Here is a 24,969-nt window from a genome sequence, read left to right as displayed (position 1 = left end):
GCCCAAGGAAGTTCAGGGGCCGCGATTGTACGCAAGCCGTGATTGCTGCGCAAGCACCGTCGGCGCTTGCCTTGACAGCCCCCACCCTGCCCCCTAGCATGCCGCGCAACCTCAAAGGAGCACCCCTCGCTGATGCAACCCCAGGCCTTCTACCGCGTGGTGGCGGACGATTTTACCGCAGTCGACGACATCATCCGTCGGCAACTCACCTCCCGCGTTCCCCTGGTGGAAAAGATCGGCGACTACATCGTCTCCGCCGGCGGCAAGCGCCTGCGTCCGCTCCTGGTCCTGCTCAGCGGCAACGCACTGGGCTTCGGTGGCGACCAGCTGCGCCTGCTCGCCGCCACCATCGAATTCCTGCACACCTCCACCCTGCTGCACGACGACGTGGTCGACGCTTCTGGCCTGCGCCGCGGCCGCTCCACCGCGAACGCGCTGTGGGGCAACGCGCCGAGCGTGCTGGTCGGCGACTTCCTCTATGCCCGCTCCTTCGAAATGATGGTCGAGCTGGGCTCCATGCCGGTGATGCGCATCATTTCCCAGGCCACCCGCGTGATCGCCGAGGGCGAGGTGCTGCAGCTGTCGAAGATCCGCGACGCCAGCACCACCGAAGAGACCTATATGGAAGTCATCCGCGGCAAGACCGCGATGCTCTTCGAGGCCTCCACCCACAGCGCCGCCGAACTGGCCCAGGCACCGGCCGAACAGGTCGAGGCCCTGCGCACCTTCGGTGACTACCTGGGCATCGCCTTCCAACTGGTGGACGACCTGCTCGACTACCGCGGCGACGCCACCACCCTGGGCAAGAACGTCGGCGACGACCTGGCCGAAGGCAAGCCCACCCTCCCGCTGATCGCCACCATGCGCGACGGCACCGCCGAGCAGGCCGCCCTGGTCCGCCAGGCCATCCAGCAGGGCGGGAGCCAGGACCTGGAAAGCATCCGCGCCGCCGTGGAGGCCGCCGGTGCGCTGGACTACACCGCCCGCCTCGCCCGCGACTACGCCGAGCGCGCTATCGCCTGCCTGGGCGTACTGCCGGACAACGAATACCGCGACGCCCTGATCGAACTCACCCGCTTCGCCGTCGCCCGCACGCACTGATCCACCCGCCGTATCCGAAAGCCCGTCCTCGCGACGGGCTTTTTCGTTGTACGCCCCTCAAGGCTGAGCAGGAGCAGCCTCAAGGCCAGGTTCGAGCCCGGCAACGGCGTGACCTGGATCAAGCAGACGACGAAAGGCGGCGATTGCCTCTTGTTATTTTGATAATAGGAATTATTCTCATCTCACTGCTTTTCAAGGAGATGAGCCATGACCTACCTGATCGATGCCTGGCTGGATCGCCCGCACCCCTACCTGCGCATCCTCCACCGTGAAACCGGCGAAGTGTGCGCCATCCTCGAAGAGGACGCGCTCGACGAGTTGCGTGATCAGGGGGATCTCGACCTTGCCGGCCTGACATCCAGCGAGCCCGTGATACTCAAGGAGCTGGTGCGCAGCCTGTTCCTCTTCTGCTATGCGCGGGCGCTGCGTCCGCACAGTGAGGTCCAGCTGCACTGAAGGGTTCGGATGACGCAGGACGCGTCATCTGCATGGCCGGCGCCCGGGGCACCGGCCGTGCAGGCGGAGGCAGAGGCGCCTCCGCCGGTTCCCGGGCCGTCAGGGACGACGCGCCCGGCGGTCACTCCGAAAGACTCAGAGGATTTCCAGCAGCTCGACGTCGAACACCAGCACGCTGTGCGGCGGGATGCTGCCGACGCCCTGGGCGCCGTAGGCCAGCTCGCTGGGCACGTGCAGGCGCCATTTGCTGCCGGCGTTCATCAGTTGCAGGGCCTCGACCCAGCCGGCGATCACGCCGCCCACCGGGAATTCGGCCGGCTCGCCACGGTTGTAGGAGCTGTCGAACACGGTGCCGTCGATCAGGGTGCCATGGTAATGGGTGCGCACGGTGTCTTCGGCGGAAGGCTTGGCACCCTCGCCCGCGACCAGCACTTCGTACTGCAGGCCGGACGGCAGTTGGGTGACGCCCTCGCGCTTGGCGTTCTCCACCAGGTAGGCACGACCTTCGCCAGCGGCGGCATCGGCCTTGGCCTGGGCTTCGGCATGCATGCGCTCGCGGATGACCTTGAAGGAGGCGGACAGCGCGGCACCGTCGACACGGCTCTCGATGCCGGCGAAGGCATCGCGCAGGCCGGCGACGACAGCGTCGATGCTCACGCCGGGCGGGGGATTGTCACGGATCTGGTCGCCCAGTTGGCGGCCGATGCCGTAGCTGACGCGGGTTTCATCGGTGGAAAATTCGAGTTCGGACATGGCCGGGGCTCCGCTCCGGAAAAAAGGCCGGCCAGACTAGCACAGCCCCCTTCTCGGCCCTATCCCCTGCCATCAGTGCCGGGCGCCCATCGACAACGGCACCCGCAGCGCACCGCGATCATCCGGGGCGATACCGCACATCTCGTCATGCACCGAGGCGTGCACCAGGTAGAACGGCATGCGCGGCAACTCATGCAGCAGCCCCCGTGCATGCTCCACCGAGCGCAGCTGCATCGCATGGCCACGGCCATCGTCCAGGGTGTGGCAACGCCCCTCGATATGGGCCTGCAACAGGTAGATGCCCCCTTCCATGGAGATCAGGTCGAGCCCATCGACATGCCCGGCGCGGGCTTCGCTGGAAAGAGTCTGCAGGTTCATGGCGTCACCTCGGCGGGATCTGTACAGGGAAAAGTTAAATACAGTTTCCGTACAGGATCAAAACCGCCGGGCAGAAACACGACCGCCCGCGAGCGGGACGCTGACGGGCGGTCATGGTGGAGCGGCGGCGCGATCAGTGATCGTGCTTGGTCATCTTGTCCAGGTAACCCATGGCGAATGCCGAGATCACGAAGGTCATGTGCAGGACCACGTACCACATGATCTTGGTGTTATCGATGTTCTGCGCATCCATGAACACCCGCAGCAGGTGGATCGAGGAGATCGCCACGATGGACGCGGCTACCTTCATCTTCAGCGAGCCGGAGTCCATCTTGCCCAGCCAGCTGAGCTTCTCCTTGCCCTCGTCGATGTCCAGCTGGGAGACGAAGTTCTCGTAGCCCGAGATCATCACCATCACCAGCAGCCCGCCCACCAGCGACATGTCGATCAGCGACAGGAGCACCAGGATCAGCTCCGCCTCGGTCTTCTCGAAGACGTGCGGAAGGACGTGATAGACCTCCTGGAAGAACTTCAGCGACAGCGCCAGCAGCGCCAGGGACAGGCCGAAGTAGATGGGCGCCAGCAACCAGCGCGCCGCATACATCGAGTTTTCCAAAAAGCGTTCCATGAAGCCTCGCATCCAGAGTCAAAACTGGCGGCGAGTATAGCGAGCACATTCCTACAGAAAAACAGGCACGTAATGCCTCGAAATATCCCCAGGAGCTGTGGATAACCCTGTGAATTGTCTTGGGAAGGATGGCGCTGCCCAGCGTTCGCCGGGGCTCGCCGCGGGCTGCGCAAAAGCTGCACAGCCGATGCCCGCTCAGGTCTCCGGCCGGGACAGGAACGCGCCCGGGCTGCGAGGGCGCTCACCATTGAGCCGACGCAGCTCACCTTGCACATGGAGGCGCCAGATCAGCGGGTCCTCGCAGGCGCAGTAGCCCAGCTCGGCCAGGCAGGAAGCAATAGCCGAAAGCACCGACTCAGCGACGAAAGGCCCGTGGAATGGGCCCTGCGCCTTGATCGCCGACGGCTGCGCCCCCGAAATCCCGGCAGCGCAGATGAGTGTCCAGAGTCCATTCCCTCCGGCCAGCGGCAGAATCACGCACTCGATGCGGGTGACCATGCCCAGGCATTGACGGGTGAGGCAGAGGTTGCGGGACATAACGACGTTCCTCGCGAAGACCTTGGGCCAGCCTACACCTGACAGGGGCCTTGGGAAAGCGAGGAAATCTTATCCACGCCAGCTGTGGATAAGCCTGTGGATGCCGTGGTGAAAAGTCTGTCAGACCAGCGCCAGCGCTGAGCGGCTCTACGCCGCTCAATGACTGACCAGCCACGGCACCCGCGCGGCGCCGTGACCGATCATCGCCTGGTCAGGCCGGGCCCTGGACCTTGTCGTCGGGCGGGGTCTTCTTGCCGGGCTCCTTCTTCGGGCCCTTGCGCGGCGGCTTGGCCGGTGCCGGCGCCTTCTCCAGGGCGGCGGCCACCTCCTTGGCGGCGTCGGGCTTCTCTTCCTCCTCCATGCCCATCTCGGCGATCTCGCGCAGGCGCTCGACCACCCGGGCGTTGACGCTGCCCTTGGGGAAACGGCCCTTCTCGTCCGGGCTGCCGGCATCCTCGCCCACCAAGAGGCTCAGCGCCTCATCGGCCTGACGCACCGCGTAGACATGGAACTGGCCGTTGCGCACGGCCTGCAGCACGCGTTCATCGAGCATCAGCGTGGCGACGTTGGCCTGCGGGATGATCACCCCCTGCTCGCCGGTCAGCCCGCGCGCTTCGCAGAGGCGGAAGAAACCCTCGATCTTCTCGTTGACCCCGCCGACCGCCTGCACCTCACCGAACTGGTTGATCGAGCCGGTGATGGCGAAGCACTGCTTGAGCGGCGTGCGCGAGAGCGCCGAGATCAGGGTGCAGACCTCGCCCAGGGACGCGCTGTCGCCGTCGACGTAGCCGTAGGACTGCTCCAGCGCGATGCTCGCCGAGATTTCCAGCGGAAACTCCTGGGCGTAGCGGCTGCCGAGGTAGCCGGTGAGGATCATCACGCCCTTGGAGTGGATCGGCTGGCCAAGGTTGACCTCGCGCTCGATGTCGACGATGCCCGAGCCCCCCGGGTACACGGTGGCGGAAATCCGCGCCGGCACGCCGAACGCCGAGTCGCCCACCTCCAGTACCGTGAGGCCGTTGCACTTGCCCACCGCTGCGCCGTCGGTGTCGATGAGGATGATCCCCGCCAGCATGTCGTCGAGGATGCGCGCCGAAACCCGGCCGGTGCGCGTGGCCTTGGATTTGAGCGCACGCTCGATGTGCTCGGCGTCGGTCACCTTCTCACCGGCCAGCTGGCGCACGAAATCGGCTTCGCTGAGCAACTGGAACAGGTCGCCGATCTTCGCCGAGAGGCGCTTCTGGTTTTCCGCCAGGCGCGCGCTGTAGGTGGCCAGGCGCGCCACGGCAGCGGCGGAGAGCGGCGCCATGCCCTCTTCCGAGGTGCGGGTCTTGAGCAACTGGGCGAACTGTTCGAGGGTCTCCTCCGACAGCGGGATCTCCTCGTCGAAGTCCACCAGCACGCGGAACATCTCCTGGAAGTCCGGATCCAGGTCCTGCAGCGTGTAGTACAGCTGGCGCGAACCGATGATCACCACCTTCAGCTGCAACGGGATCACCTGCGGCGTCAGGGTCACGGTGGCCAGGCGCCCCAGCTCGGCCAGGGGCGACTCCATCTTCAGCTGGCGCGAATGCAGCGCGCGCTTGAGTGCGTCCCAGACGAAAGGCTCGCTCAGCAGCTTCTCCGCCTCCAGCACCAGGAAACCGCCGTTGGCGCGGTGCAGCGCACCCGGGCGCAGCTGGCGGTAGCTGGTGTAGAGCGCGCCCTGGTCGGTGCCGTACTCGATGCGGCCGAACAGGTTGTCGTAGGTCGGGTGCGACTCGAAGACCACCGGCGCACCGCCGCTGGCCGGGTTGCCGACCACCAGGCTCGGGCAGTACTGCTCCTCGAGCATCTCGCGGCGCTGCAGGTCCGGCTTGTCGTCGAGCATCTGGTCGACCACGGTCTTCAGCAGGTTCACCTGCATGGCCTGCAGGTAGGCGATCACCCCGGCGTTCTCCGCGTACTTCTCGGAAAGCGGCGCCAGCAGCGGCTGCAGGGCCTGGGTGATAGTCTCCTCGTTGAGCTGGCGCAGCAGGTTGCTGGACTCGCGCTTCCACTGCGGCAGGCTTGCCAGCTCCTCGTTGAGGCGCTCCTCAAGGCTGGAGATGTCCTCGTGGAAACGCTCGCGCTCGGCTTCGGGCAACTGGGCGAAGTCCGCCTCGTCCAGCGCCTTGCCATCCTTCATCGGAGTGAAGGCGATGTTGGCGCTGTCCCGGTAGAGCGCGACGTCCTTCTCCAGCGCCAGGCGCTCGATCACATCCAGGGCGCGGTCGTAGCGCTGGTTGAAGCCACGGTCGATGGCGCTCTTCTTCTGCTGGAAGGTCGGCGTCTCGAACACCGCCGGGAAGGTGGCCAGGAGGTTATCCACAAGCTGGCCGATATCGGTACTGAAGGCGCTCGCCTCGCCGGGCGGCAACTGCAGGGCGCGCGGCTCGCGCGGCTCGTCGAAATTGTTGACGTAGACCCAGTCCATCGGCGTGGCCAGGCGCTTGCCCTCGGCCTTGAGGTAGCGCTGCACGAAGGAGAAGCGACCGGTGCCGGGCTCGCCCATCACATAGACGTTGTAGCCCGGGCGCGGCATGGCGACGCCGAACTGCAGGGCCTCCACCGCGCGCTCCTGGCCGAGCACGCCACGGAAGGGTTCGAGATCGTCGGTGGTGGCAAAGGCGAACTGCTTGGAGTCGAAGGGGCGGGTCAGCGCATCGGGCGCCAGGCGCAGGGAGGCGACGAGAGGATCGGGCATCGGAAATCCTTATTGGCGACGCGGAAACATGGCCGCATTCTGGCGCCGCCTTCGTCCGCGTTGCAAGGCGTTCCGCCCTTGGCGGAGCGCGGCGCGAGACGCTTCGCAAAAGCGTGCGAGGGCTTGCGCAATCGTCCTTTCTGACCTTGCTTGACACCCGTGGCGGGCATCGCCAAAGCTCGCCCATCCCACTCCAAGGCGAAAGCGAGCAGCGCTGTTGAAACGGACCTTCTCCCTCCTGGCCCTCTGTACCTGCACGCACCTGATGGCGGCCCCCGCCATCCCCCCGCAAACCCTGCAGCGCCTGGCCGAAGACCCGTACTGGATCGCCCTCGGCCACTACGAAACCGGCAAGCTCGGCGGCTGGCGCAGCTACGTCGACGACGAGCGCTTCTTCCTCGCCGAGACGGGCGACAGCGACCCCGCGGCCGAACTCACCGCCACGGTCGCGGCCCTGTACCAGGACGCCAGCCTCGGCGACCGCCACCCGCAATGCCGCTACCCGGCGCGCACGCGCTGGCTCCGCGAACGGCTGCAGCTCACCGACCTGCCGGCCCCTGCCTGCAGCGAATTCGCCAGCTGGTACCACGACATCAATCCCCACAGCACGGTGCTGATCTTCCCGGCGGCCTATCTCAACAGCCCCTCGTCCATGTTCGGCCACACCCTGCTGCGCATCGACCAGCCCGACGTACAGGAGAACAACACCGCCCTGCTCAGCTACGCCCTCAACTTCGGCGCCTTCATCGAGGGCGCCGACAACAGCATCCTCTATGCCTGGAAGGGCCTGATGGGCGGCTACCCCGGGCTCTTCGCCCTGGTGCCCTACCGCGACAAGCTCAAGGAATACAGCCGCCTGGAGAACCGCGACCTCTGGGAGTACCGCCTCAACCTCAGCGCCGAGGAAACCGGGCGCATGGTCGAGCACGTATGGGAGCTGCGCCAGGTCCGCTTCGACTACTTCTTCTTCGACGAGAACTGCTCCTACCGCCTGCTGGAACTGCTGGAGATCGCCCGCCCCGGCATCGAGCTCACCGAGCAGTTCCCGCTGACCGCCATCCCCACCGACACCGTGCGTGCCATCAAGCATGCCGGGCTGGTGGAGCGGATCGACTACCGCCCCTCGCGGGAAAAGGAACTGATGGCCCGCGCGGCGCCGCTGGACAGCGACGAGCAGGATTGGGTCCTGCGCCTGGCCGACGACGAGAGCCTGCTGGACGACCCGGCCTTCCGCGCACTGCCCGCCCCGCGCCGCGCGCAGGTCCAGGACGCCGCCTTCCGCCTGGAGCGCTACCGCTCCACCGGCGAAGAACGCAGCGGCGCACGGGCGCAGCGCAGCTTCCAGCTGCTGCGGGCGATCAACCAGAACCCGCCCCCCGCGCTGCAGGCCGAGCGCCCGCCGCTGCCCGAGGAAGGCCACGAATCACGCACCTGGCAACTGGGGCTCGGCAGCCGCGAGGACCGCGCCTTCGCCGAGTACGGCCTGCGCATGGCCTACCACGACCTCAACGACAACCTCGCCGGCTTCCCCCTCGGCGCGCAGATCGAGATCCTCCAGCTCAAGCTGCGCCAGTACGAGCAGAACCACTGGCAACTGCAGCAGCTGGATTTCGCCACCATCCGCTCGCTCACCCCGCGCACCCAACTGCTGCAGCCCTGGTCCTGGCAGGTGGCCGGAGGCCTGGAACGGGTGCCCGGCAAGGATGGCGACGAGACGCTGGTGAGCCACCTCAACGGTGGCGTGGGCGGCAGCTGGCAATGGGGGGAGGACACCCTCTACTACGCCCTGGCCACCGCCCGCGTGGAACACAACCCGGACTTCGGCGCCTTCGTCGCCGGGGCCGGCGGCTTCGACACCGGGCTGCTGTGGCGCAACGGCCTGGGCACCCTCAGCCTGGAGGCGGCCGGCGACTACTTCCACAACGGCGAGGTGCGCCGGCGCCTGTCACTCAACCAGCAGTGGGAGCTGGGCACCGACCTGGGCCTGCGACTTTCCGCCGAACGCTCGTTCAGCCAGCTCGGCGGCAACGACAACCAGGTGATGCTGCAACTGCGCTGGTACCACTACTGATCGCGCTGGCGCTCGGCGATGCCGTGCCCGGCGAACCAGGCCAGCAACGCTTCGCGCTTGAGCAGGCGGGCGTAGACCGGCGCATTCACCCCACCCCGGATCAGTTGCCCAAGGTCGACACCCGCGCCCGCCAGGCGCGCCAACAGCGCCTCGTCGTCGTGCTCGACCGCATGCTCAAGGGCCAGGCGCTGCAAGGCCGGCTCGACCGATAGCCGGCCGTCGTCCAGGGCGCCGCGCCAGTCCTGCACCAGCGCAGTCATCCCCGCCCGCAGCCGTTGCGCCAGAGCGGCGTCCTCGATGGCCAGCGGGTCCAGCGCCTCGTCCAGCTCCAGGCCGGTGCCATCGGCATCCTCTTCGAAGGGGTCGCGGTAGTACACCAGCTGGGCGAACAGCCCTTCGAAATCATCCGCCACCCGCGTGAAGGAGTCCTCGTGCAGGCGCATGGACCAGGCCGGCGGCAAGCCCTGGCTCCAGGCATAGACGGCACCGAAATCCTCGCCCGGCTCGACACAGACGTAGATGCGCTCCAGGTACTCGAAGCCGCCCACGGGCAGGAACGCCAGCCGCCCGTCCCACTCGCGGCCCTCGTCCTCGGCGAACGCCCGGGCCCCCTCCTCCTCGTGCTCGATCCAGCCCCAGAGGTCGTTGTAGCCATCGCTGCCGGGGAAGAACAGCTCGCTCAGGGAGAAGGCGTGCAGGTGGCCCTGGTAGTCCACCTGGAAGTCGTAATCGAGCCGGCCGCCATAGGCGACACGCCACAGCCGCACCAGGGACGACGGCAGCGCGCGCCCCAGGCGCGCCTCCACCTCCGCCAGCTCGGCATCGGTGATCGGCGGCCGCGCCTGATGGATGATCCGCCCGGCGAAGGGCGCCAGTTCATGCTGGCGCAGGCGTTGCAGTTCGTCGTGGGTGAACATCAGGCCTGCCCTCCCAGCTGCTCGCGCGCAACCGGAACCGGGCCGATGCCCCGCAACGGGTCCAATGCGCGCGAGGGATAAACGCAGGGTTCTCCCACCGCGCAACAGGTGCGCAGCGGCTCGGAGGATTGGGTAAGGCTCATGGGCGGTCCTTGCTCGGCAGGGTTGCGAAAGGCGCAAAGGATAGCCGAGCCCAACTGAAGTCGCGCCTACACATGCGTCCCCACCGAATGGGCATGACCGCTGCGTAGGGTGGAGGTCGCTTTTTACCTCCACCAAGCGGAGTCGAGGCAGGCACGACGATCAAGCCACCTCAGCCGGCGGCCAGGTCCTTCCACTCCAAGCCGAACCGCCCCAGGTACTTGCGCAACCGGTCTGCGTCATTGGGCTGCGCCTTGGCCTGCCGTGATACGTCATAAAGCAGCCGCCCCGCTTCGGACAGGCTGCTCGCCTCGCGGCACACCGCGACCACCGCCGCCAGTTGCAGGCGGTCGAAGCGGTCCAGCTCCACCAGCCGCTCGCCGAGCAGCGTCGCCAGGCCGTCATCCGCCTGCCCCTGGGCGCCCCAGGCGTAGCGCAGGCGGTCGATCTCCTCCTGCACCAGCGCCTCGTCGATGCGACCGCTGTCGGCCAGGGTCGCCATGCGCGTGATGGAGGCCGACAGCTCGCGGAAGTTGCCCGCCCAGCGCGCCTCCGCCGAGCAGGCGAAGGCCAGGTAACGGCGCCGCGCCTCGGCGTTGAAGCGCACCATGCGCCCCTGCTCGCGGGCGTGGCGCTCCAGTTCGAAATCGATGTTCGGCTCGATGTCCTCGCGGCGCCCGGCCAGGCCCGGCAGCTCGAAGGTCCAGAGGTTGATGCGCGCGTACAGGTCCTCGCGGAACAGCCCCTCGGCCACCCGCGTACGCAGGTCACGGTGGGTGCCGGCGATCAGCAGGAAGTCGCTCTCCACCTCGCGGTCGGCGCCCATGGGGAAGAAGCGCTTCTCCTCGATGGCCTTGAGCAGCATGGCCTGCTCGTCCAGGCCCAGTTCGCCGATCTCGTCGAGGAACAGCATGCCGCCGTCCGCCGCCCGCAGCAGGCCGTCACGGGCGCTCTGCGCGCCGGTGAAGGCGCCCTTGAGGTGGCCGAACAGCGCCGACATGGCACCGTCGCCACGCAGGGTGGCGCAGTTCACCTCGACGAAGCGCCCCGCCACCTGGTGCCTGGCCCGCTTGAGTTCGTACACCCGCCGCGCCAGGAAGGACTTGCCCGCACCGGTGGGGCCGATCAGCAGCATCGGCGCCCGCGAACGCACTGCCACCCGCTCGATCTGCTCGATGCTGCGGTTGAACGCCGGGTTGCGCGTGGCGATGCCCGACTTCAGCAGCTCCAGCCCTTCCAGCTGCTCGCGCTGGAAGCGCGAGGCGATGCGGTCATAGCGGGACAGGTCGAGGTCGATCAGCGAATGGGTGCCGATGGCGTGGCGATCCTCCTCACGGCGCCGGCCCGGCGAGGTCTGCACCAGCCGCGCCGGCAGGTAGCGCGCCTCGGTAAGCAGGAACCAGCAGATCTGCGCCACGTGGGTACCGGTGGTGATGTGCACCAGGTAGTCCTCGTGCTCGGTGTCGAAACGGTAGGCGCTGACGAAGTCATGCAGCGCGCCATACACCTCCTCGAAGTCCCAGGGGTTGCGCAGCGGCATCTCGTGCAGGCGCACTTCGGTCTGCGGCGACACCTGCTCCACATCGCCCTTGATGCGCTGGGACAGGCCCAGGTCGCGGGCATCGCTGCCGTGAATCAGCTCCAGGCGGTCCACCAGCAAGTCCGGCTGCTGGCATAGGCCCACGCTCGGGCGCCACTTGTTCCAGCGCTCGGCGCCCTTGCCCATGCGATCCAGGGTGGCGCCGACGAAGCCGATGGCGACGGTCTTGCGGGCCATGCTCACTCCTCCGCCACGGTGATCAGCTGCGGCGACTCGAAGATCGCCACCGGCGAGATCACGGTCTCATCCAGCGGGATGTCCTGGCCGTAGCGCTCGCGCATCTTCGCCTTCACCACCGGCGAGCCGAGGTCGAAATCGCGAATGCGCTGCAGCTCGCCCAGGCGCAGGCCGAGGGTGCGCTCATAGAGCTTCCACACCAGCTCCGAGCAATACAGGCGCGCGTCGTTCCACTCGAAGGCCAGGTCATAGCGGCGCCCGCGCATGCCCTCCGCCAGCTCGCGCATGTGCACCAGCGCATCGTGGGTCAGCAGCTCGTCGGCACGGGCCAGGCGCTTGACCACGTAATGGCCGCCCTCGCCCCGGGCGATCCAGTGCTGCAGCGGCACGTACTGCACCGTCGCCCCGGCCTCGAACACCTGCAGCGAGCCGTTGCGCGCCAGCACCAGCCCCATGTGGCTGTAGCGCGAGTGAGTGGCCTGCTGCACCGCCAGGCTCTGCGCCGAGCGCGACTGGTGGAAGATGATGTCGCCCTCGCGCACCTCGGGCAGCGGCATGGCCTGGGCCAGGCAGGCGAACAGGCTGGAGACGAGGAAAAGTGAAAAGCGCATGGCATGTCCTTGTCGATGGCGCATCGGTGGCGGCGAGTTTATCCAAAAATATAAATTCGTATATCAAGGAATATGGATATCTTTATCGAAGCCCCCTGAGCACGACCCTTGAATCATCCGCCATAAAAATAAAATCCTTAAAAATCAATTACTTGAAAAATATTTTCAGCCTCGCCAACGAAACTGGCACGCCGCTCGCTATATCCATTTCGACCGCATCGCTGATGCAGCCCACGGGCAGGGATTCCAATCCCGCCGGTGCCCGAGCCCACCCCTGGTGTCGGCTTCGTGCATGCCGCTGCAGCAACGAAGGTCGATGGCGCGGTAGCTCAGTTCGGAAGAGCGCTCCCCTTCGTGAGAGAGGCCGCAGGTTCGAATCCTGCCCGCGCCGTTCGATAGCTCAGTCTGGTAGAGCAGCCATTCTCGGATGGCCTGACGCGGGTTCGAGTCCCGCTCGAACACTGCCCTTCACGGCAGCTACTCAATGGATGCAACACCCCGCCGGTGCGGCGAAGGGATAGGCGCGAAGCGGCCAGGATGGTCGGAACCGCCAGGGACCCGAAGCCACTGCCGGCCCGCCCGGAGCGAGGACCGGGCTTGCGACAAGTCAGGCGCTGGCCGAAGGAATCGGCCGAGAGGGACCGGAAGTCCACAGCGCCTGCCTCTCGCAGGCTCCCTCCTCGCTACTCGGCGGGCCGGCCAGCACCGGCACCCAGGACAAGATGAAGAAGGAAGAGACGAATGAAACTGCTGAAGCGCTTTAACGTGAAAAAGAACGAACGCGGCCTGCTGTATTCCGAGGGCGATTTCGTGGCGATCCTCGAGCCGGGCGCTTATCGCCATCTGGACCTGGGCAACCGCCTCAGCGTGGAAACCTTCAGCCTGAACACCCCCCAATTCGAGCACCGCCTGGCCGGCTACCTGCGCCAGTCCGAGCCCGAACTAGTCGAGCGCTACTTCACCCGCATGGACCTTGCCGAAAACGAGGCAGGTCTGCGTTACGAGGATGGCGTTTTGGCGGAAATCCTCGCCCCGGGCAGCCGTCGGCTGTACTGGAAGGGCCAGACCGAGCAACGCCTGGAACGCATCGACCTCAGTCAGGACTACCGCGTGGCACCTGCGTTGCTGCAACAGCTGCAGGGCAACCTGCGGGGCCGTAGCGTGATCGGCGCCGAAGCGATTCTGGTGGTGCAGGTGCCGGCCTATCAGGTCGGCGTACTTAAGGTCGATGGCGCGGTAATAGAACTGCTGCCGGCGGGCCCGCATGGCTTCTGGCGCTACAACCGCCAGGTGAACGTCGAGCTGATCGATATGCGGACCCAGGCACTGGAAGTCAGTGGCCAGGAGATCCTCACCCGCGACAAGGTGAGCCTGCGCCTGAACCTGGCCGCCAACTGGCGTTACAGCGATGTGCTGATGGCGTTTTCGCAGCTTTCCAAGCCGCTGGAACACCTGTACCGCGAGTTGCAATTCGGCTTGCGGGCGGCGGTGGGAACACGCTCGCTGGACGAACTGCTGGAGAACAAGCAGGTGATCGACGAATCCGTCGGCGCGTACCTGAAGGAGCGCATGGCCGGCACCGGCATCGAAGTCAGCGGCCTGGGCGTGCGCGACATCATCCTGCCCGGCGAGATGAAGACCTTGCTGGCCCAGGTAGTGGAGGCCGAAAAGGCCGCGCAGGCGAACGTGATCCGCCGCCGCGAAGAGACCTCGGCGACCCGCTCGCTGCTGAACACGGCCAAGGTGATGGAGGACAACCCCACCGCCCTGCGCCTCAAGGAGCTGGAAACCCTGGAGCGAGTGGCCGAACGAATCGACCGCATCTCGGTATTCGGTGGCCTGGATCAAGTATTGAATGGACTGGTAACGCTGAAGCAGGCCTGAGCAAGGCCTGCCCCGGCGAAGGAGAATGTTGCGTGAAGAGCAACAAGCAACGCCGCCGGGAAATCCGCGAGGCACGCGAGCGACGCAAGGCATGGAAGGCCGAATCGGCCAGACGACCCTCAGGCCAGAAACCGCCGCCCGGCAGCTTTCCGGTCAACCGAGCCAACCTCACGCCCTACAACAGCTACGGCGACCCGGATTTCGTCCGTCGCGGCTGGTACGAGGACGTGCATTTCAGGTGCCGCGACTGCGGCATCGAGCAGACCTGGACGGCCGCCCAGCAGAAGTGGTGGTACGAGGACTGCAAAGGTCAGGTGTTTTCTACGGCGACCCGTTGCCGTACCTGCCGGCTGAACAAACGAATTCGCGATGGCCGGGCACAACCCGCTTCCGGCCAAGACGCTACGCAATAGAAGAGATTAACGACATGAGCAACGAAACCTTCCAACTGCTGGAAGTCGCCGACGGCAAACCGATCAAGCTCTGGACCCAGGGCGTACCGGTGGAGGACGACGCGCGCAAGCAACTGATCAACACCGCGAAGATGCCCTTCATCTTCAAGCACCTGGCCGTGATGCCGGACGTGCACCTGGGCAAGGGGTCGACCATCGGCAGCGTGATCCCCACCGTTGGCGCCATCATCCCGGCCGCCGTGGGCGTGGACATCGGTTGCGGAATGATCGCCGCGCGCACCTCGCTGACCGCCTCCGACCTGCCGGACAACCTGGCCGGCCTGCGTAGCGCCATCGAGAAGGCCGTGCCCCATGGGCGCAGCGTGTCCCGCGGTGGTCGAGACAAGGGCGCCTGGGAAGACGTGCCGGAGCTGGCGGACCACGCCTGGTCGGCCCTGGCCGGGCGCTTCAAGGTGATCACCGACAAGTACCCGCGCCTGGAGAAGACCAACAACCGCAAGCACCTGGGAACCCTGGGAACCGGCAACCACTTCATCGAGGTCTGCCTGGACGAGGCCCAGCGCGTCTGGTTCATGCTCCACAGCGGATCGCGCGGTGTGGGTAACGCCATCGGCAGCCTGTTCATCGAACTGGCCCAGGCCGATATGCGCCAGCACATCGCCAACCTGCCGGACCGCGACCTGGCCTACTTCGAAGAAGGCAGCCAGCACTTCGACGACTACGTGGAGGCCGTGGGCTGGGCCCAGGACTTCGCCAAGCAGAACCGCGCGATGATGATGCACGCCGTGATCGCGGCGGCGCGTACGGTGATCAAGAAACCCTTCGAGGCCAACCTGGAAGCGGTGAACTGCCACCACAACTACGTGCAGAAGGAGCAGCACTTCGGTCAGGAAGTCCTGGTGACCCGCAAGGGCGCGGTATCGGCGCAGAAGGGCCAGCTGGGCATCATCCCGGGGTCCATGGGCGCGCGCAGCTTCATCGTGCGCGGCCTGGGTAACGAGGAGGCGTTCTGCTCCTGCAGCCACGGCGCCGGCCGCACCATGAGCCGCACCAAGGCGAAGAAGCTGTTCACCGTGGACGACCAGATCCGCGCCACCGCCCATGTGGAATGCCGCAAGGACGAGGACGTGATCGACGAGATCCCCATGGCCTACAAGGACATCGACGCCGTGATGCATGCCCAGCGCGAGCTGGTGGAAGTGGTGCATACCCTGCGCCAGGTGGTCTGCGTTAAAGGATGAAGAATGATCGGCGTTGCCCCGCCAGCGCCTTTCGCCCCTGAGGGAGAGCGACTGATGTTGCAGAAACTGGAAAGCCGCCGGGTGAAAGAACTCCAGGCCCGCCTCGACGAAGCCGGCAGCGTCTTCGACTTCGTCGTGCTGGGCCTGGACGTGACCGCCCGCCCCGGCGAGGCCGAGCACAAGGATGCGCTGCGGGTACTGTTCGAAGGCATCCGCGAACGCGCCCAGGAATGGCGCCGCAAGCTGGCGGAACAACACCCGCAGTACGCCAACCATCCCTGGCCGGAGCTGATCCCGGACCTGGACCAGGCCCGCCCGCAGGCCCTGGATGCCGCGCGCATCGAGGAACTGGCCCGCGACGACGGGCCGCTGTACCGGGCCCTGGTCGGCCCGCCCTACGGCACCGCGCTGCAGGTGGAGGACTTCCGCGAATGGCGCGAGGTCCTGCGCCTGCATGCCGATGAGGGGATGCAGGTGCTGGACTGGGTCGGCAACGCCGACGACGAGCCCCAGCGCAGCGCCTGGAGCAGCTACTTCGATGACGGCAAGGAATGGTGGGGCATCTGGTGCCTCACCCTGTACAACCCGAGACGACGAACACTCAGCGCGCTGGCCGCCAGCGCCACCGATTGAAGCAGTAAGGGGACAAACGAAATGACCAGCGACCACCGCCATCCCCTCCCCGCCGCCATGCGCGAGCGGGTGCTGGAGGAACTGCAACGGGTCGAGCGCGAGCGCAACGTCACCGTGCTCTACGCCTGCGAATCCGGCAGCCGCGCCTGGGGCTTCGCCTCCAGCGACAGCGACTACGACGTGCGCTTCGTCTACGTCGAGCAGCCCGACTGGTACCTGCAGGTACGCGAGCCGCGCGACGTGATCGAGCGCCCGCTGGACGACGAACTGGATGTGAGCGGCTGGGAGCTGCGCAAGGCCCTGCGCCTGCTGCGCAACTCCAACCCCACGCTGCTGGAGTGGCTCGACTCGCCCCTGGTCTACCGCCAGGACGACGCCGCCACCGCCCGCCTGCGCGAACTGGCCGAAGCCTTCTGGTCGCCCCGTGCCGTGCGCCACCACTACCTGTCCATGGCCAAGAAGAACTTCCGCGGCTACCTGCAAGGCGACGAGGTGCGTTTCAAGAAGTACCTCTACGTCCTGCGCCCACTGTTGGCGGTACGCTGGCTCGACCAGGGCCGTGGCCGCCCGCCGATGCCCTTCGAGGACCTGCTGGTGACCCTGGACGACCCGGCGCTGCTGGCGGAAATCGACGAGCTGCTGCAGCTCAAGCGCGCCGCCACCGAAGCCACCCACGGCCCGCGCCGCGAGGTGCTGCACGCCTTCATCGAGGCCCAGCTGGCCAGTGCCGGCGAAGCCCCGCAACTGCCGCGCGGCCAGGGGGACGACGCCCTGCTGGATGAATTCATGCGGCACTGCGTGCACACCCACGCCACCTGACGCCATCGCATCAATGGAGAACAGCTGAAATGGACTTCAAACCCTTCGCCGGCCTGCTGCTCCTGGGCCTGACCACAGGCCTCGCCGCCCAGGAGCGCCAGGTGCTGGACACCCTGCCCCTGGACTCGGCGATAGCCTACGAGCTGTCGCTGCCCGCCTGCACCACCGCGCCCTGCCCGTTCGAGCTGCGCCTGTTGAAAGACGGCCGCCTACTCGGCACCACGGTGGCACTGCACTGGGCGGCGACAGCGGCACCCGCCAGCCAGGCAGCGCCCGATCCCCTGTACGGCGCCGGCACGCCCCTGGGGACTGGCGCGGCGCCCAGGGTGTGGATAGCCGGCGAGGAAGAGGGGCAGGTCAGCGCGGCCGCTCGCCTGCTGCGGCTGGCGGATGGCACGCCCGCATTGCTGGTCAGCCAGATGGGCGGCTTCGAGCACCCCAAGCGCCATCACGCCCTGTACCTCGCCACGCCCCAGGGCCCGCACCTGGCCTGGTCCCACGACGAAGCCCCGGGGCCGAACCAGAGCTGGGTGCTGGCACCCACGGGCGACATCCCGGTGCTGCTGGTGCACGAACGTGCCGCCGCGATCGACACAGCGGACCGCCTGGAGACGCGCAGCCTGACCTGGCACCCGGATCGCACGACCTTCACCGAGGCGATTACACCGCCCTCGCCGGCCCTGCGCGCCGTGGTCGCCGAACGCCACCCCAGCGCCATGGCCGCCCGGGACCAGCAGGAAGGCTGCCTGGCAACCTACACGGTCATCGATACCGGCGCTCCGGGAGCTGCCCGCTACGCCCTGGCACAGGTGGCGGAAAGCGACGCCGAAGCCCAGGCGGAAACCACCCGCCTGCACGCGTGCGCAGCGACCCTGCGCCCGGAGACCGTGCCGCTGGCACAGCTATCGACCACGCCCGCACCGACGCAGTAAGCCGGCGGGAGGCGGATGGGCCATCCCCGTCCAAGGAGCATCCAATGAACACCACGCAATGGCTCGCCCATTGGCGGGACCAACTCCGCGTGAACCCTGGTTGCAGGCACTCCGCACCTGGCGCTACAGGCACAAAAGACTCGTCAACTGGACAACCTGCTGATGGGACGAAAGGGCCAGGTACTGGTATGTCCACGCCCCATAGAAAGCCTCGAATGGACGCAACTGGCTGACTTCTCCGGCGAGCACCCGGAACCCGTACAACCGGCTGAAACGGCCATGACCTGGCCAGACAGCCAGGCACGAACAACGGATTGGAACAACGAACCATGAACACGGATTTTCTCGAACTCGACGGCGCCATCGGCGGTGGCCAGATCCTGCGCAGTGCGCTGAGCCTGTCAATGATCAGCGGGCGGGCCTTCCGCATCCGCAATATCCGCGCGAAGCGCAGCCGCCCGGGCCTGTTGCGCCAGCACCTGACGGCCGTGCTGGCAGCGGCCGAGGTCAGCGGCGCCGAGGTGGAAGGCGCGGAGCTGGGCTCGCAGACGCTGCGCTTCACGCCGGGCACCCTCCGCGCGGGTGACTACCGCTTCGCCATCGGCAGCGCCGGCAGCTGCACCCTGGTGCTGCAGACCCTGCTGCCGGCGCTGCTGTTCGCCGAAGGGCCGAGCACGCTGGAAGTCAGCGGCGGCACCCACAACCCGCTGGCGCCGCCGGTGGACTTTCTCCAGCGCGCCTGGCTGCCATTGCTGCGCCGCATGGGCGCCGAGGTGGAGCTGGAGCTGCTGCGCCATGGCTTCATGCAGGCTGGGGGCGGGGTGGTGCGGTTGCGCATGGCGCCCGGCGAACTGCGCCCGCTGCACCTGGAGCCGCCAGGGGCCGTACTGAAACGCCAGGCCCGTGCGCTGCTGGCCGGGGTGCCAGGCCATGTCGGCGAGCGCGAGCTGCAACGGGTGGCCAAGCGCCTGGGCTGGCGTGACGACGAGCTGTGCCTGCAATTCATCGACAATGACCAGGGGCCGGGCAACGCGCTGTTGCTAGAGCTCGCCTGCCAGACGCTGACCGAGGTGTTCTGCGCCTTCGGCCAGCCCCGCGTCGGGGCCGAACGGGTCGCCGACCTGGCGGTGGACGAGGCCCGCGCCTGGCTGGCCAGCGGTGCGGCCGTGGGTGAACACCTCTCGGACCAGTTGCTGCTGCCCATGGCGCTGGCCGGCGGCGGCAGCTTCAGCGCCCCGGTGCTCAGCGAGCACCTGATGAGCAACATCGAGGTGATCCAGCAATTCCTTCCCGTCCGTTGTCAGATCAGGAGCGAGCGGCAGGATTTCCACGACATCGCCATCACGGCGGTTTGACGAATCCACGACATCCTCCCGCCGATACTTGCGCCAGGCCGTCCAACCCGGGTGGCCGCCGCAATGAAATCCGCGCATGTGCGCCCAGCGAACGGGCGCACGGGAGTCGAACATGGCGTCATTCCGCGCCGCCCTTGCCATCCCCCTCGTCCTCGGCGCCGCCCTGCTGGCAGGCTGCGAGAGCACCCACCAGCACCTGATAGCCGAGGGCTACCCACCCGCCTTCGCCGACGGTTTCAGTGACGGCTGCAGCAGCGGGCGCCAGGCGGCGGGTGTGATCACCGGCGCCTTCCGCAAGGACGTGCCGCGCTACCTCAAGGAGCGCACCTACGCCGAAGGCTGGGGCGACGGTTTCGAGCAGTGCAAGGAACAGGTGCGCAGCGAAGAGCTGCGCGAGTTCCACGAGCAGATCTCCAAGGACCGCGACGAGGACTGGGAGCGTGACAAGCGCCGGGCCATGGATCGTGCCTTGATCGGGCATTGAGCCGACGTATCGCCCGGCCAAGGGAGCCCGCCAGCCAACGCGGCAATTCCTGAGGGCCGTCCATGGCCCATCGCGGCTTTCGCGACATCCATGTCGCTCAACCCCTGAAACGACGATTGCGCTCGGCCTCCTGAAAGGGGCGTTTGGCCGCTGCTCCAACGTCGAGGCTCACGACTTCACATTGATGTGCGCATCACCACTGGGTGCGCGCTGCGGCTGGCGGCTTTCGCAGGATGGTGTAGAGCGAAGCGAAACCCATGCGGTGGGCGTGACAGGGAGCCATGAATAACCGGAAGCACCGCGCTCGAAGCTTCGCATCGAGTGCACAACAGCTAGCGCAGACCGCCCCGTCCGCGCAGCACGCCGTCATCCTTTCGGCCCCCTGTTAGTTTCGGATTTCCTGAACTAAGTATTTGGCCTTTCCTATTCTTTCGCGGTCCGCGCGCGCCACAGAATCGCCCATCGCGCCGCAGAGCGCGCGGCCCCTCCCCGGGCCACCCGTGATTCCTTTGACTGCCCAAGCCCGTCACAGCCGTGGCGTAACCACAAGAAAGGGTCGGCCCAGCCGCCCCGACCGAGCTTGTCAGAGGACCGCCCATGCGCCGTGCATCACGCCCCCGCCCGTTGCATCTCTCCCTTCCGGCTCCGCTGACGACAATCGCCTGACCGCCCGGCACGCCAGCCGCGCCCGTCGGCCTGCGTGCCGGGTGCGTCCCCGACCGGGATACGCCCATGCGACTCGAACTCTTCCGTACCCTCTGGGGCTACACCGCGCCCCGCGCCCAGGCCCTCGAGGAACTGCGCGCCGCCGGCTTCGACGGCATGGAGGCGCGCCTGCCGCTGGACGCCGCCGAGCGCCGCGCCTTCGCCGGCCTGCTGCGCGACAACCACATGGCCTACATCTGCACCCTGTTCACCGCCTATGACGTGCTGCCGAAACAGGCCGCACAGCCCGACGAGCACCTGGAGGATCTGGCCCGCAAGCTGGACCTGGCCGCCGAGCTGCAGCCGCGTTTCGTCAACCTGCTGGCGGGCAACGACCGCTGGCCGCTGGCGATGCAGGTGGACTTCTTCGGTCGCGCCCTGGAGATCGCCGCCGGCCAGGGCCTGGCCTGCTGCTTCGAGACCCATCGCGCCCGCTCGCTGTTCAACCCCTGGGTCACCCTGGAGCTGATCCGCCAACTGCCGGAGCTGCGCTTCACCAGCGACATCAGCCACTGGGTGGTGACCTGCGAGCGCCTGCTGGACGACCCCGAGGACGACCTCGCCCCCTTCGTCGAGCGTGTGCATCACATCCAGGCGCGGGTCGGCTACGACCAGGGGCCGCAGGTGCCCCATCCCGCCGCCCCCGAACACGCCGCCGCGCTGGACTTCCACGAGCGCCACTGGGAAGCGGTGTGGCGATCGCAGCAGGCGCGCGGCTACGCCGTGACCACGCTGACGCCGGAGTTCGGCCCGGACGGCTATCTGCATCACCTGCCCTTCACCGACATGCCGGTCGCCGACCTCTGGTCCCTCAACCAGTGGATCGGCCAGCGCCAGCGCCAGCACTTCCACCGCCTCTTCGGCTGACACGGAGCCACGACATGCACGCACAGGACACGGCCAGCAGTGCCTTCACCTCGATCCCGGTCATCGACATCGCCGGGCTGTTCAGCGAACGCCTGGAGGACCGCCAGGCGGTGGCGCAGGCCCTGGGCAAGGCGGCCCGCGAGGTGGGCTTCCTCTATATCCGCAACCACGGCATCGCCGCGGCACGCATCGACGGCCTGCGCCAGGCCGCACGGGACTACTTCGCCCAGCCGCTGGACGCGAAGATGCGCCACTACATCGGCACCTCCGAGAGCCACAAGGGCTTCGTCCCCGAAGGCGAGGAGGTCTATTCCAAGGGCAAGCCGGATCACAAGGAAGCCTTCGACATCGGCTACGAGGTCAGCCGCGACGACCCGCTGTTCCTCGCCGGCACGCCGCTGCTGGGGCCCAACGACTGGCCGGGCGTTCCCGGCTTCAAGGAAGCGGTGCAGGCCTACTACGCCGACGTCTTCGCCCTCGGCCGCAGGCTGTTCCAGGGCTTCGCCCTGGCCCTCGGGCTGCCGGAGGACTACTTCGATGCCATGGTCAGCCGCCCGCCGTCCAAGCTGCGCCTGATCCACTATCCCTTCGACGACGCCGCCCAGGACGCCCCGGGCATCGGCGCCCACACCGACTACGAGTGCTTCACCATCCTGCTCGCCGACAAGCCGGGCCTGGAGGTGATGAACGAGGACGGTGCCTGGATCGATGCGCCGCCCCTGGATGGGGCCTTCGTGGTGAACATCGGCGACATGCTGGAGGTGATGACCGCCGGCGCCTTCGTCGCCACCTCGCACCGGGTGCGCAGCGTGCGCGAGGAGCGCTACTCCTTCCCGCTGTTCTACGCCTGCGACTTCCACACCCAGATCCGCCCGCTGCCGCAATTCGCCGGTGACGGCGCCCAGGCCTACGAGGAGATCGCCATCGGCGAGCACATGTGGGCCCAGGCCTTGCAGACGTACCAGTACCTGCGCCGGCGCGTCGAAGCCGGCGAGATCGCCTTGCCGGAGCGGGCGCGCAAGCCCTCCAGCTTCGGCCACCTGAAGAACCAGATGCAGCCGTCCTGAGCCGCACACATCCGCTGACCAGAGGAGCACCACCCATGAAGCCTTCCACCGCCCTGCGTTCCACCGCCCTCGCCGCCGCGCTGCTGGCCACAGGCCTTGTCCAGGCCGACGTCGGCGTCACCACCCCCGGCCAGCTCAAGGTCGGCATGGACATCACCTACCCCCCCTTCGAGTCCTACGAGGGCGACAAGGTGGTGGGGTCCGACCCGGACCTGGCGCAAGCCCTGGCCAAGCAGTTGAAACTGGACGTCGCCTACGTCAACACCAAGTTCGCCGGACTGATCCTCGGCCTCAATGCCCGCCACTTCGACACGGTGATCTCCGGCATGTACATCACCCCGGAACGCACCGCCCAGGCGCTGGCCATCCCCTACGCGCAGACCGGCGCCTCGATCCTGGTCAAGGCCGACGCCGAGGCCAGGCCAGAGACCCCGGAAGAGCTGTGCGGCCTCAAGGTCGGCCTGCAGCAGGGCACCACCTGGGTCACCCAGCTGCAGGAGCTGTCCTCCAGCTACTGCACCGCCAACGGCAAGGGCGCCATCACCGTCAGCGAGTACCCCTCCGCCCCCGAGGCCACCCAGGCGATGATCTCCGGCCATATCCAGGCCCAGGTGGAGATCGCCGGTGCGGCGAAGCAGATCGCCGAGCGCTCGCGCCAGCGCGTGGTGGTCAGCACCCCGGGGCTGATCTACAAGCAGACCCTCGGCATCTACGTGCAGAAGGACAACAAGGCGCTGCACGACGCCCTGCTCAAGGCCCTGGAAGGCGCCAAGGCCAGCGGCGAGTACACCGCCATGCTGAGCAAATACAGCCTCGAAGCCCCCGCCGCCAACTGAGCGTGACGGCGGCGCCGCTTCGGGCGCCGCCCCGTTTCCCGCGATACGGGCCCGCCCTCGCAGGGCGGGTCGACCGAGGTGCCCATGCAATTCGAATGGTCGTATTTCTTCTCGCTGTTCTCGCTGGTCGATTTCTGGAAGGCCTGCGTCACGGTGATCGAACTGAGCACCCTGGCCTGGTTCATCGGCATGGTCCTGGGCTTTCTCCTGGCCAGCGCCAGGCTCTCCACGCATCCGCTGCTGCGGGTGCCGGTGGGCCTCTACATCTGGTTCTTCCGCAGCGTGCCGCTGCTGGTGCTGGTGGTGTTCGTCTACAACCTGCCGCAGCTGTTCCCGGTCACCGGCAAGCTGCTGTCCAACCCCTTTCTCGCCGGCCTGTTCGCCCTGGTGCTGACCGAGGCCGCCTACATGGCGGAGATCCACCGCGGCGGGCTGATCTCGGTGGCCAAGGGGCAGAAGGAAGCCGGCCGCGCACTGGCCATCGGCGGGATCGGCATCCAGCGCCTGATCGTCATCCCGCAGGCCTTCCGCATCTCCCTGCCGACACTGATCAACGAATACATCACGGTGGTGAAGCTGACCTCGCTGGTCTCGGTGATCTCCCTCACCGAGTTGCTGATGGTCGGCCAGCGCCTCTACGCGCAGAACTTCCTGGTGATGGAGACGCTCTGCGCCGTGGCCGCCTACTACGTGCTGATCGTCACCCTGTTCGGCTGGCTGCTGGGCGCGCTGGAGCGCCGCCTCGACCTCTCCCGTCGCGCCCCGCAGACGCTGACCGCCGAGGCCGTAGCCGCCCTGCGCAGCACGGGCCAGCGCCTCGCCGCCCGGGTGGCGCGCGCCACCGGCAAGGGCACGCCACCGGCGCTGCAACTGCAGAACATCCACAAGCGCTACGGCCGCTACGAAGTGCTCAAGGGCATCGAGCTCAAGGTGGCAGCGGGCGCGGTGGTGTCGATCATCGGCCCGTCGGGCTCGGGGAAGACATCGTTGATCCGCACCATCAATGGCCTGGAGAGCATCGACCAGGGCGAGATCGTGCTCTTCGGCGAAACCTACATCGCCTCGGGCGACAAACCCGGCAACGCCCGCGTGCGCCGGGGCGTGCAGCACATCGGCATGGTGTTCCAGAACTTCAACCTGTTTCCCCACCGCACCCTGCTCGACAACGTCACCCTGGCGCCGCGCTACCACGGCCGTCTGTCACGCCAGGAGGCGGAGGCCCGCGCCTGCGCCCTGCTGGACAAGGTCGGCCTGCTGGCGCATGCGCACAAGTACCCGCACCAGCTCTCCGGCGGCCAGCAGCAGCGTGTCGCCATCGCCCGCGCGCTGGCGATGGACCCGCAGATCATGCTGTTCGACGAGCCCACCTCGGCCCTCGACCCGGAGCTGGTGGGGGAGGTGCTGAAGGTGATCCGCGACCTCGCCAGCGAGGGCATGACGCTGGTGATCGTCACCCACGAGATGGAGTTCGCGCTGTCGATCTCCGACCGGGTGATCCTCATGGAGGACGGCCTGGTCCAGGTCGACGCCAGCCCGCAGGCGATCCGCGAGAACCGTGCCGGCGAGCGCATCCGCCGCTTCATGGGGTTGCCGGAAGAGAGCCAGCGGGCCAGCGCCTGATCACCCCGTGGTGCAAAC

The 24,969-nt window shown here is 67.3% G+C and carries 23 protein-coding genes and 1 tRNA gene; 16 read left to right on the top strand and 8 right to left on the bottom strand.

Annotated features, from left to right (window positions below; translation table 11 throughout):
* Positions 1-132: 132 nt before the first annotated feature.
* Positions 133-1,101: a polyprenyl synthetase family protein gene (locus tag HSX14_RS05860; RefSeq protein ID WP_173173403.1), complete on the top strand. Its 969-nt coding sequence runs from the start codon at positions 133-135 to the stop codon at positions 1,099-1,101.
* Between the two features lie 207 nt (positions 1,102-1,308).
* On the top strand, positions 1,309-1,557 hold the full coding sequence (locus HSX14_RS05855; RefSeq protein WP_173173405.1) for a PA4570 family protein: 249 nt from the start codon (positions 1,309-1,311) through the stop codon (positions 1,555-1,557).
* Between the two features lie 135 nt (positions 1,558-1,692).
* Here HSX14_RS05855 and HSX14_RS05850 read toward each other — a convergent pair whose 3' ends face one another.
* The 5 genes from HSX14_RS05850 to HSX14_RS05830 form a co-directional block, all read right to left on the bottom strand.
* Positions 1,693-2,310, bottom strand: a complete 618-nt coding sequence (locus HSX14_RS05850; protein WP_111259734.1) for a BamJ family beta-barrel-assembly machinery protein — start codon at positions 2,308-2,310, stop codon at positions 1,693-1,695.
* A 72-nt stretch (positions 2,311-2,382) separates the two neighbouring features.
* Positions 2,383-2,688 carry a DUF6482 family protein gene (locus HSX14_RS05845; RefSeq protein WP_111259733.1) on the bottom strand — a complete coding sequence of 102 codons (306 nt, stop codon included), beginning with the start codon at positions 2,686-2,688 and terminating at the stop codon, positions 2,383-2,385.
* A gap of 133 nt (positions 2,689-2,821) precedes the next feature.
* Positions 2,822-3,316, bottom strand: coding sequence for a TIGR00645 family protein (locus tag HSX14_RS05840; RefSeq protein ID WP_173173406.1), 495 nt, complete (start codon positions 3,314-3,316; stop codon positions 2,822-2,824).
* A 195-nt stretch (positions 3,317-3,511) separates the two neighbouring features.
* The gene (locus HSX14_RS05835; RefSeq protein WP_173173407.1) at positions 3,512-3,853 is read right to left on the bottom strand and encodes a PA4575 family protein; all 342 of its coding nucleotides are present in this window, start codon (positions 3,851-3,853) and stop codon (positions 3,512-3,514) included.
* Positions 3,854-4,064: 211 nt separating this feature from the next.
* Positions 4,065-6,578, bottom strand: coding sequence for a Lon protease family protein (locus HSX14_RS05830; protein ID WP_173173408.1), 2,514 nt, complete (start codon positions 6,576-6,578; stop codon positions 4,065-4,067).
* 265 nt (positions 6,579-6,843) lie between these two features.
* Here HSX14_RS05830 and HSX14_RS05825 point away from each other — a divergent pair, with 265 nt between their 5' ends.
* On the top strand, positions 6,844-8,649 hold the full coding sequence (locus tag HSX14_RS05825; RefSeq protein ID WP_173173605.1) for an Lnb N-terminal periplasmic domain-containing protein: 1,806 nt from the start codon (positions 6,844-6,846) through the stop codon (positions 8,647-8,649).
* On the opposite strand, the gene HSX14_RS05820 is transcribed toward HSX14_RS05825, so the two are convergent.
* The 3 genes from HSX14_RS05820 to HSX14_RS05810 form a co-directional block, all read right to left on the bottom strand.
* The gene (locus tag HSX14_RS05820; RefSeq protein ID WP_173173409.1) at positions 8,643-9,566 is read right to left on the bottom strand and encodes an SMI1/KNR4 family protein; all 924 of its coding nucleotides are present in this window, start codon (positions 9,564-9,566) and stop codon (positions 8,643-8,645) included. The genes HSX14_RS05825 and HSX14_RS05820 overlap by 7 nt on opposite strands.
* 313 nt (positions 9,567-9,879) lie before the next feature.
* On the bottom strand, positions 9,880-11,484 hold the full coding sequence (gene rtcR, locus HSX14_RS05815) for an RNA repair transcriptional activator RtcR (protein ID WP_173173410.1): 1,605 nt from the start codon (positions 11,482-11,484) through the stop codon (positions 9,880-9,882).
* Between the two features lie 2 nt (positions 11,485-11,486).
* Complete coding sequence (locus tag HSX14_RS05810; protein ID WP_173173411.1) at positions 11,487-12,095, bottom strand: YiiX family permuted papain-like enzyme; 609 nt, start codon at positions 12,093-12,095, stop codon at positions 11,487-11,489.
* A 318-nt stretch (positions 12,096-12,413) separates the two neighbouring features.
* Here HSX14_RS05810 and HSX14_RS05805 point away from each other — a divergent pair.
* The 13 genes from HSX14_RS05805 to HSX14_RS05745 all read left to right on the top strand — a co-directional run bounded on the left by HSX14_RS05805 (position 12,414) and on the right by HSX14_RS05745 (position 24,951).
* A tRNA-Thr gene (locus HSX14_RS05805) sits at positions 12,414-12,486 on the top strand.
* Positions 12,487-12,836: 350 nt separating this feature from the next.
* Positions 12,837-13,979: a slipin family protein gene (locus tag HSX14_RS05800; protein WP_173173412.1), complete on the top strand. Its 1,143-nt coding sequence runs from the start codon at positions 12,837-12,839 to the stop codon at positions 13,977-13,979.
* Between the two features lie 32 nt (positions 13,980-14,011).
* Positions 14,012-14,392 (top strand): zinc-ribbon domain containing protein, encoded by a 381-nt coding sequence (locus HSX14_RS05795; RefSeq protein ID WP_173173413.1) that lies wholly within the window; start codon positions 14,012-14,014, stop codon positions 14,390-14,392.
* Between the two features lie 14 nt (positions 14,393-14,406).
* A complete protein-coding gene (locus HSX14_RS05790; RefSeq protein ID WP_173173414.1) occupies positions 14,407-15,633 on the top strand; it encodes an RtcB family protein in 1,227 nt (408 codons plus the stop codon).
* A gap of 54 nt (positions 15,634-15,687) precedes the next feature.
* On the top strand, positions 15,688-16,266 hold the full coding sequence (locus HSX14_RS05785) for a hypothetical protein (protein WP_173173415.1): 579 nt from the start codon (positions 15,688-15,690) through the stop codon (positions 16,264-16,266).
* Positions 16,267-16,287: 21 nt separating this feature from the next.
* Complete coding sequence (locus HSX14_RS05780; protein WP_044410443.1) at positions 16,288-17,085, top strand: nucleotidyltransferase domain-containing protein; 798 nt, start codon at positions 16,288-16,290, stop codon at positions 17,083-17,085.
* 29 nt (positions 17,086-17,114) lie between these two features.
* Positions 17,115-18,017, top strand: coding sequence for a hypothetical protein (locus tag HSX14_RS05775; RefSeq protein WP_173173416.1), 903 nt, complete (start codon positions 17,115-17,117; stop codon positions 18,015-18,017).
* Positions 18,018-18,346: 329 nt separating this feature from the next.
* Positions 18,347-19,372 (top strand): RNA 3'-terminal phosphate cyclase, encoded by a 1,026-nt coding sequence (gene rtcA, locus HSX14_RS05770; RefSeq protein ID WP_173173417.1) that lies wholly within the window; start codon positions 18,347-18,349, stop codon positions 19,370-19,372.
* Positions 19,373-19,484: 112 nt separating this feature from the next.
* Entirely contained in the window at positions 19,485-19,856 is a 372-nt protein-coding gene (locus tag HSX14_RS05765; protein ID WP_173173418.1) for a hypothetical protein, read from the top strand.
* 732 nt (positions 19,857-20,588) lie between these two features.
* Positions 20,589-21,428, top strand: coding sequence for a sugar phosphate isomerase/epimerase family protein (locus HSX14_RS05760; protein ID WP_173173419.1), 840 nt, complete (start codon positions 20,589-20,591; stop codon positions 21,426-21,428).
* A 14-nt stretch (positions 21,429-21,442) separates the two neighbouring features.
* Positions 21,443-22,495 (top strand): isopenicillin N synthase family dioxygenase, encoded by a 1,053-nt coding sequence (locus HSX14_RS05755; RefSeq protein ID WP_173173420.1) that lies wholly within the window; start codon positions 21,443-21,445, stop codon positions 22,493-22,495.
* A 35-nt stretch (positions 22,496-22,530) separates the two neighbouring features.
* Entirely contained in the window at positions 22,531-23,331 is an 801-nt protein-coding gene (locus HSX14_RS05750; RefSeq protein WP_173173421.1) for an ABC transporter substrate-binding protein, read from the top strand.
* 84 nt (positions 23,332-23,415) lie between these two features.
* On the top strand, positions 23,416-24,951 hold the full coding sequence (locus HSX14_RS05745) for an amino acid ABC transporter permease/ATP-binding protein (protein ID WP_173173422.1): 1,536 nt from the start codon (positions 23,416-23,418) through the stop codon (positions 24,949-24,951).
* The last annotated feature ends 18 nt before the right edge of the window (positions 24,952-24,969 follow it).

This window comes from Pseudomonas tohonis (assembly GCF_012767755.2).
In the GTDB taxonomy this organism is placed as follows: Bacteria; Pseudomonadota; Gammaproteobacteria; order Pseudomonadales; family Pseudomonadaceae; genus Metapseudomonas; species Metapseudomonas tohonis.
Note: the sequence above shows the minus strand (reverse complement) of the source record. Positions and strands in the feature narration are given on the sequence as shown.